Source organism: Bacteroides sp. ET489 (assembly GCF_030518095.1).
Taxonomy (GTDB): Bacteria; Bacteroidota; Bacteroidia; order Bacteroidales; family Bacteroidaceae; genus Bacteroides; species Bacteroides ndongoniae.
Map to the genome: position 1 here is coordinate 1 of NZ_JAULLJ010000104.1, position 1380 is coordinate 1380.

Genomic DNA, 1380 nt, shown 5'->3' on the forward strand with positions numbered 1-1380 from the left:
TTTAATGCTAATTTTGCACCGTAATAAGATTGACATTTATATGAATAAGGTAAAAAGTTTGTTTTGCATCTGCATTGCAGCTATGGGAATGCAGAATACCAATGCACAAACACGTGCAGAATTGGAAATCAGAGAAAATCCCCAATTGGCAACGGGGAAGTATTTGGCTTATGAGGCACCAACTACCCCATTGACGCTTGCGCCGGAAGGATATGTGCCATGCTATATCAGTACATATGCCAGGCACGGCTCACGTTATCTGACAGGAATAGACAAGTACGAACCGGCTCTGACAATAATGGAGGAAGCAGAGAAAAACAACGGGCTGACCGATGTCGGCAAAAAGACACTGAAAATCCTGAGACGGCTTGCAGAAGTAGCCAAAGACCGCTATGGAGAGCTCACTCCGAAAGGAGCCCGACAGCATCAGGGACTTGCAAGAAGAATGTTTGAAAATTATCCTGAAATATTTGTTGACGGAGCTCACATTGATGCCCGCTCTACATATAAGACTCGTGCTTTCCTTTCAATGGCAGCAGCCTGTGTAGAGTTGAAAGGCCTGAACCCGAAACTGAATATCACAACAGACGCAAGCCAGCATGATGTATATTTCATAAAATACAAAAATCCGATATATTCGGACAGCTGCCAGCACAACGCCGATTCTGTATTTGCAGAAGCAGAAAAACGTTTTGTTCATCCGGAACGTATCATGAAAGTGCTTTTCAAACCAGAATATGTTTCAAAAGTCAAAAATCCGGGAAAGCTTGAATGCGACCTTTTCGAGTATCACGGCATAAGCCAGAGTTCGGACAACATCCCTGACCTTTCATTCCTGTTCAATGAGAAAGAACTTTTTGACTTGTGGCAACTGAACAATTTCGAATGGTATTACGAACAGGGCCCATCGCCTCTGAGCGGTGGCAAGATGCCTAATTTGGCACGTAATCTGCTGAGAAACATAGTAGAGGCTGCCGACACAGCTCTTGTTTCAGAAAAACCTTGCGCAACTCTTCGTTTCGGTCATGATACAAACCTGGCTCCATTAGTGGCTCTGATGAATATTGACTGGTTCAACCATTCTACAGCCGACTGGGACTCTATTCCTCAATATTATCAGACATACCGTATGATTCCTATGTGCGGAAACCTACAACTTATCTTCTTCCGTAAGAAAGACAGCAATGATATACTGGTAAAAACATTACTTAACGAACGTGAAGTACCTTTAACAGGTATTGAAACGGATTGTTTTCCTTTCTATCACTGGAGTGAACTCCGTAGAAGATGGATAAAACTTACTGATGAGATTTATCTTCCTGTCCTTCCGGAAAGATTTGAAACTGATTAAACATAAGATGGTGTGTCATTGACACACCA

The 1380-nt window shown here is 42.6% G+C and carries 1 protein-coding gene; it reads left to right on the forward strand.

All coding sequences use genetic code 11. From position 1 onward, the window contains the following. Window positions 1-40: 40 nt before the first annotated feature. Entirely contained in the window at window positions 41-1351 is a 1311-nt protein-coding gene (locus Q3C19_RS18195) for a histidine-type phosphatase (protein ID WP_302731265.1), read from the forward strand. Window positions 1352-1380: the final 29 nt, after the last annotated feature.